Annotated in this window: 8 protein-coding genes; all 8 read left to right on the top strand. The window is 73.2% G+C overall.

Going from position 1 to position 6110, the window contains the following annotated elements; translation table 11 throughout:
• Positions 1–76: 76 nt before the first annotated feature.
• The 8 genes from HZS56_RS23370 (at position 77) to HZS56_RS23335 (ending at position 5980) form a co-directional block, all read left to right on the top strand.
• Positions 77–511, top strand: coding sequence for a roadblock/LC7 domain-containing protein (locus tag HZS56_RS23370; protein ID WP_216722730.1), 435 nt, complete (start codon positions 77–79; stop codon positions 509–511).
• Positions 512–513: 2 nt separating this feature from the next.
• The gene (locus HZS56_RS23365; RefSeq protein ID WP_216722729.1) at positions 514–888 is read left to right on the top strand and encodes a DUF742 domain-containing protein; all 375 of its coding nucleotides are present in this window, start codon (positions 514–516) and stop codon (positions 886–888) included.
• Positions 866–1492 (top strand): GTP-binding protein, encoded by a 627-nt coding sequence (locus HZS56_RS23360; RefSeq protein ID WP_216722728.1) that lies wholly within the window; start codon positions 866–868, stop codon positions 1490–1492. Before HZS56_RS23365 ends, HZS56_RS23360 begins: the two co-directional genes overlap by 23 nt.
• Positions 1489–2064, top strand: coding sequence for a GAF domain-containing protein (locus tag HZS56_RS23355; protein ID WP_216722727.1), 576 nt, complete (start codon positions 1489–1491; stop codon positions 2062–2064). Before HZS56_RS23360 ends, HZS56_RS23355 begins: the two co-directional genes overlap by 4 nt.
• Before the next feature lie 188 nt (positions 2065–2252).
• The gene (gene tdh / locus HZS56_RS23350) at positions 2253–3281 is read left to right on the top strand and encodes an L-threonine 3-dehydrogenase (protein ID WP_216722736.1); all 1029 of its coding nucleotides are present in this window, start codon (positions 2253–2255) and stop codon (positions 3279–3281) included.
• A 115-nt stretch (positions 3282–3396) separates the two neighbouring features.
• Complete coding sequence (locus tag HZS56_RS23345) at positions 3397–4590, top strand: glycine C-acetyltransferase (protein WP_216722726.1); 1194 nt, start codon at positions 3397–3399, stop codon at positions 4588–4590.
• Positions 4591–4621: 31 nt separating this feature from the next.
• Positions 4622–5524: a LysR family transcriptional regulator gene (locus HZS56_RS23340; RefSeq protein ID WP_216722725.1), complete on the top strand. Its 903-nt coding sequence runs from the start codon at positions 4622–4624 to the stop codon at positions 5522–5524.
• A 96-nt stretch (positions 5525–5620) separates the two neighbouring features.
• Positions 5621–5980, top strand: coding sequence for an MmcQ/YjbR family DNA-binding protein (locus tag HZS56_RS23335; RefSeq protein WP_216722724.1), 360 nt, complete (start codon positions 5621–5623; stop codon positions 5978–5980).
• The last annotated feature ends 130 nt before the right edge of the window (positions 5981–6110 follow it).

Below are 6110 nucleotides of genomic sequence, written 5' to 3'. Positions count from 1 at the left end.
TCGACCCCCAGTGCCCCACCCAGCCCCCACGAACAGCGCTCCCGCAGATTCTCGTACCCCAAGGAGTCGATCCACCATGGCGAGCGATGCGCCGACCGGCCAAGTGTCCGACCTCGACTGGCTGATGAGCGGACTCGTCCAGCGCGTGCCGCACACGAGCAGCGCCGTGCTCCTGTCCGCCGACGGACTGGTGAAATCGGTGTACGGCCTCGACGCCGACAGTGCCGACCACATGGCCGCACTGGCCTCCGGCCTCTACTCCCTCGGCCGCAGCGCCGGAGTCCGCTTCGGCGACGGCGGGGACGTACGGCAGGTCGTCGTCGAACTCGACTCGACCCTGCTCTTCGTCACCACTGCCGGATCCGGCACCTGCCTCGCCGTACTGGCCGGCCGCGAGGCCGACGCGGCCGTCCTCGGCTACGAGATGGCGATGCTGGTCAAGAGCGTGCGCCCCTACCTGGTCACCGCGCCCCGACAGCACGCCGTCGAACCACCGGCGATGAGGCCTTGAGGGTGGCCCCGGCCGGCGACGGGCCCTGGCTCGACGACGCCGCCGGACGGCTGGTGCGCCCCTTCACCGTCAGCAACGGCCGCACCCGGCCCACCGTCGCGCTCGACCTGATGTCCCAGGTCATGGCCACCGGGGCGACCCCCCTCGGCTACCTCGGACCCGAGCACACGCAGGTCCTCGACCTGTGCCGGGCGCCTCTCCCGGTCGCCGAACTCGCCGCCCACCTGCGGCTTCCGGTGGCGGTCACCAAGGTGCTGCTCTCGGACCTCGTCGACTGCGGCGCGCTGACCACCAAACCACCCGCCGCGTTCCACCACCACCCCACGGACCGGGCCCTTCTGGAGGCAGTGCTCGATGGACTACGACGACAGCTCTGACCACGCCCACGGCGAAGGCACCGACCCGTTCCCCACCGCCCTGAAGATCCTCGTGGCGGGCGGATTCGGCGTCGGCAAGACCACCTTCGTCGGCGCCGTCAGCGAGATCGCGCCGCTGAGCACGGAGGAACTGCTCACCACGGTCAGCGCCGCGACCGACAACCTCGACGGAATCGAGAACAAGCTGGAAACAACCGTGGCCATGGACTTCGGCCGCCTCACCCTCGACGCCGAGCACGTGCTCTACCTGTTCGGGACCCCCGGTCAGGAACGCTTCTGGTTCATGTGGGACGAGCTGTGCGAAGGCGCGCTCGGGGCGGTGATCCTGGCCGACACCCGCCGTCTGGAGGAGTCCTTCGCCGCCGTCGACTTCTTCGAGGAACGCGGACTCGGGTTCGTCGTCGCGATCAACGAGTTCGACGGCGCCCACCGCTACGACCCCGAGGAGGTGCGCGCGGCCATGGACCTCCACCCGGGGATCCCCGTCGTGCGCTGCGACGCCCGGATCTCCAGCTCCGGCGTCCAGACCCTGCTCACCCTCGTACGCCACCTCATCGCCCACACGCCGGCCCCCACCGGGTCCGGCGCCGGAGTCCGCCCATGAGCTACGACCCGCCGCGCCCGGCAGGACGTCTGCTGCTCACCCCCGAGGACCGGGAGGCCCCCGCCCGACTGGAACGGCTGCGCCGGCTCGGCCTGGCCGAGCGCGCCGACCCGGCCCTGGACACCTTCGCCGCCCACCTCGCGGGCCTCGTCGAGGCGCCCTACGCGATGGTCAACTTCCTGGTCGAGGGCGGCCAGTTCTTCGCCGGCCTGCGCGTGCCCGAGGCCCCGCAGACGACCCGGGGCGACGGCACAGGGCCCGAGTTCGGCCGGGCCCAGCCACGCGACCACGGCTTCTGCCCCCACGTGGCGGCCCGGCGCAAGGCCCTCGTCCTGGAGGACGTGCGCGACTACCCGCGTTTCGCGGGCAACCCGGTCGTCGACGAGTTCGGCATCCGCTCCTACCTCGGCGCCCCGCTCACCGACAGCACGGGCACGGTCCTCGGCACCGTGTGCGCCGCCGACGTCCGGCCCCGCACCTGGGGGACGGAGGGCCTGGCCACGATCAAGGCGGCCGCGGCCGACCTCGTACGGCGCATCGAGCGCAGCGCGGAGGACGGGCTCCCCCTGTGAGCCCGGACGGCCCCTGCCCGGACGGCCCCCGCACGGTGTGAAGGAAACCTGCGACCAGGGTTAAGAAAGGCTCGATGGACCCGGGGCGGTGCCGTACGGCAGATTCCTGTGCGATCACCCTCCCCACCCCGGACGCGGGCCGCTTCGGCATGCCCGTCGCCGGAACCCCACCGTCAGGAGCCGCTCAGTTGAAGGCGCTGGTCAAGGAGAAGGCGGAGCCCGGGCTCCGGCTCGCGGACGTCCCCGAGCCCGCCGTCGGACCCGGCGACGTGCTCATCAAGGTGCTGCGCACCGGAATCTGCGGCACCGACCTGCACATCCGGGCCTGGGACGGGTGGGCCCGGCAGGCCGTCCGCACCCCGCTCGTCGTCGGGCACGAGTTCGTCGGCGAGGTCGTCGGCACCGGCCGCGACGTCACCGACATCACGGCCGGCGACCTGGTCAGCGGCGAGGGCCACCTGGTCTGCGGCAAGTGCCGCAACTGCCTGGCCGGGCGGCGCCACCTGTGCCGCGCCACCGTCGGACTCGGCGTCGGCCGGGACGGGGCGTTCGCCGAGTACGTCGCCCTGCCCGCCACCAACGTCTGGGTGCACCGCGTCCCCGTCGACCTCGACGTCGCCGCGATCTTCGACCCGTTCGGCAACGCCGTGCACACCGCCCTGTCCTTCCCGCTGGTCGGCGAGGACGTCCTCATCACCGGCGCCGGTCCGATCGGCCTGATGGCCGCCGCGGTGGCCCGGCACGCGGGCGCCCGCAACGTCGTGATCACCGACGTGAGCGAGGACCGCCTGGACCTCGCCCGCAAGGTCGGCGTCAGCCTCGCCCTGAACGTCTCGGACGCGACCGTCGCCGACGGCCAGCGCGACCTCGGGCTGCGCGAGGGCTTCGACGTCGGCCTGGAGATGTCCGGCCGCCCCGAGGCCCTGCGCGACATGATCGCCAACATGACGCACGGCGGCCGGATCGCGATGCTCGGCCTGCCGACCGAGGAGTTCCCCGTCGACTGGGCCCGGATCGTCACCTCGATGATCACCGTCAAGGGCATCTACGGCCGCGAGATGTTCGAGACCTGGTACGCCATGTCGGTGCTGCTCGAAGGCGGCCTCGACCTCGCCCCGGTCGTCACCGGCCGCTACTCCCACCGCGACTTCGAGGCCGCCTTCGCCGACGCCGCGAGCGGCCGCGGCGGCAAGGTCGTCCTCGACTGGACCGCGTAAGTCCCTGCTTCCCGAACCTCCTGCTCCCCGCATCCCCTGCTTCGCCACATCCCCTGCTTCGCCAAGTCCCTTGCTGCCAAGTCCCTTGGTCCCCTGCTTCCCAGGAGCTCCTGAGATGTTCGACTCCGTGCGCGACGACCTGCGCGCCACCCTCGACGAGATCCGCGCCGCCGGCCTGCACAAGCCCGAGCGCGTGATCGGCACCCCGCAGTCCGCGACCGTCGCCGTCACCGCCGGCGGCCGCCCCGGCGAGGTCCTCAACTTCTGCGCCAACAACTACCTCGGCCTCGCCGACCACCCGGGCGTCCTCGCCGCCGCCCACGAGGCGCTGGACCGCTGGGGCTACGGCATGGCCTCCGTCCGCTTCATCTGCGGCACGCAGGAGGTGCACAAGGAGCTGGAGGCCCGGCTCTCGTCGTTCCTCGGCCAGGAGGACACGATCCTCTACTCCTCCTGCTTCGACGCCAACGGCGGCGTCTTCGAGACCCTCCTCGGCCCCGAGGACGCGGTGATCTCCGACGCCCTCAACCACGCCTCGATCATCGACGGCATCCGGCTCTCCAAGGCCAGGCGGCTGCGGTACGCCAACCGCGACACGGCCGACCTGGAGGCGCAGCTGAAGGCGGCCGGCGACGCCCGCCGCAAGCTGATCGTCACCGACGGCGTCTTCTCCATGGACGGCTACGTCGCCCCGCTCGCCGACATCTGCGACCTCGCCGACCGCTACGGCGCCATGGTCATGGTCGACGACTCGCACGCCGTCGGCTTCGTCGGCCCCGGCGGACGCGGCACCCCCGAGCTGCACGGCGTCATGGACCGCGTCGACATCGTCACCGGCACCCTCGGCAAGGCGCTCGGCGGTGCCTCCGGCGGCTACGTCGCCGCCCGCGCGGAGATCGTCGCGCTGCTCCGGCAGCGCTCCCGGCCCTACCTCTTCTCCAACACGCTCGCCCCGGTGATCGCCGCCGCCTCGCTCAAGGTGCTCGACCTGCTGGAGTCGGCCGACGACCTGCGCGTGCGGCTCGCCGAGAACACCGCCCTGTTCCGGCGCCGGATGACCGAGGAGGGCTTCGACATCCTCCCCGGCGACCACCCCATCGCGCCCGTCATGATCGGTGACGCGTCGGAGGCGGGCCGCATGGCGGAGCTGCTCCTGGAGCGCGGCGTGTACGTGATCGGCTTCTCCTACCCGGTCGTCCCGCAGGACCGGGCCCGCATCCGCGTGCAGCTGTCCGCCGCCCACTCCACCGACGACGTGCACCGCGCGGTGGACGCCTTCGTGGCGGCGCGGGCGCAGCTCGCCGCCTGAGCGACCCCGCCGACCTGAGAGAATCGGACTCGTGATCGAAGCGCGGCGGCTGCACATCCTCCGGGCGGTGGCGGACCACCGCACCGTGACGGCCGCTGCCGCCGCGCTGTACCTCACCCCCTCGGCGGTCTCCCAGCAGCTCGCCGCCCTGGAACAGGAGACCGGCCACCGCCTGGTCGAGCGCGGCGCCAAGGGCGTACGGCTGACCCCGGCCGGCGAGATCCTGCTCAGCCACACCCACGCCGTCCTGGCCCAGCTGGAGCGGGCCGAGGCCGAACTGGCCGCGTACGACTCGGGCGAGGCCGGCACGGTCACGGTCGCCTCCTTCGCGACCGGCATCAACCTGGTGGTGGCGCCCGCCCTGTCCCGGCTGGCCCTCGCGGCCCCCGGCATCCGCCTGCGCGTCCGCGACGCCGAGGGCGACGCCAGCCTCCCCATGCTCCTCGACCGGCAGGTCGACGTCGCCGTGGCCGTCGAGTACCGCGGCGCGCCGCCCGCCGACGACCCCCGCCTGACCCACCTCCCGCTGTACGCCGAGCCCTTCGACGCCGTCGTCCCGGTCGCCCACCGCCTCGCCGACGCCGACGAGGTGCCGCTCGCGGAACTGGCCAAGGACCCCTGGATCGGGCCCTACCCCGGCAACCCGTGCCACGACGTGGTCGTGCTGGCCTGCGAGAGCGCCGGGTTCCAGCCCCGCCTGGAGCACTCCTCGGACGACTTCCGCGCGGTGGTCTCGCTCGCCGCTGCCGACGCCGGCGTGGCGCTCGTCCCGCGCTCGGCGCTGCACGGCACCGACCTCACCGGTGTGGTGGTCCGCCCGGTCGACGGAGTGGCCCCCACCCGCCGCGTGTTCGCCGCCGTGCGCCGCGGGGCCGAGGCGCACCCGCTGATCCGCCCGGTCCTCGACGCACTCGGCGAGGCGGCCCGCGCGTGAGGCCCGGCGGCCGGGGGCGTCCCGCTGCCCTGCAGGCATCCCGGTGCGCCCCCGGCCGCCGGGTGACTGTCAGTGGCTGCGGCTACCGTGCCTGACATGCCGGACGCAGAAGACGTACGCCGTATCGCCCTGTCCCTGCCGGAGACGGCGGAGAAGACCGCCTGGAGCATGCCCACGTTCCGGGTCGCGGGCAAGATGTTCGCCACCCTGCCCGAGGACGAGACCTCCCTCGCGGTGCGCTGCCCGAAGGAGGAGCGCGACGAACTGGTGCTGGCCGAACCGGAGAAGTTCTGGATCGCCGGGCACGAGGCCCAGTTCGCCTGGGTGCGGGCCCGGCTCGCCGCCCTGGAGGGCGAGGAGGAACTGCGCGACATCCTCGCCGACTCCTGGCGGCAGGCGGCCCCGGCCCGGCTGCTGGAGGCACACCCCCGGCTGGGGCTGCCCGCCGGGGGGTGAAAACCCCTCGGGCGCTGTCAGTGCCGCGTGGCATGATCCGAAGACGTGCGTGACGGCCGGGACCCGGAGAGAGCCCCGCTGTCGGACGTATGGTGCGGCACGGGGCGGCAGAGCACGCTGCGGGCGCGCC

The sequence above is a fragment of the Streptomyces mayonensis genome (assembly GCF_018982965.1).
Lineage (GTDB): Bacteria > Actinomycetota > Actinomycetes > Streptomycetales > Streptomycetaceae > Streptomyces > Streptomyces mayonensis.
This window is presented reverse-complemented; position numbering and strand designations above follow the sequence as displayed.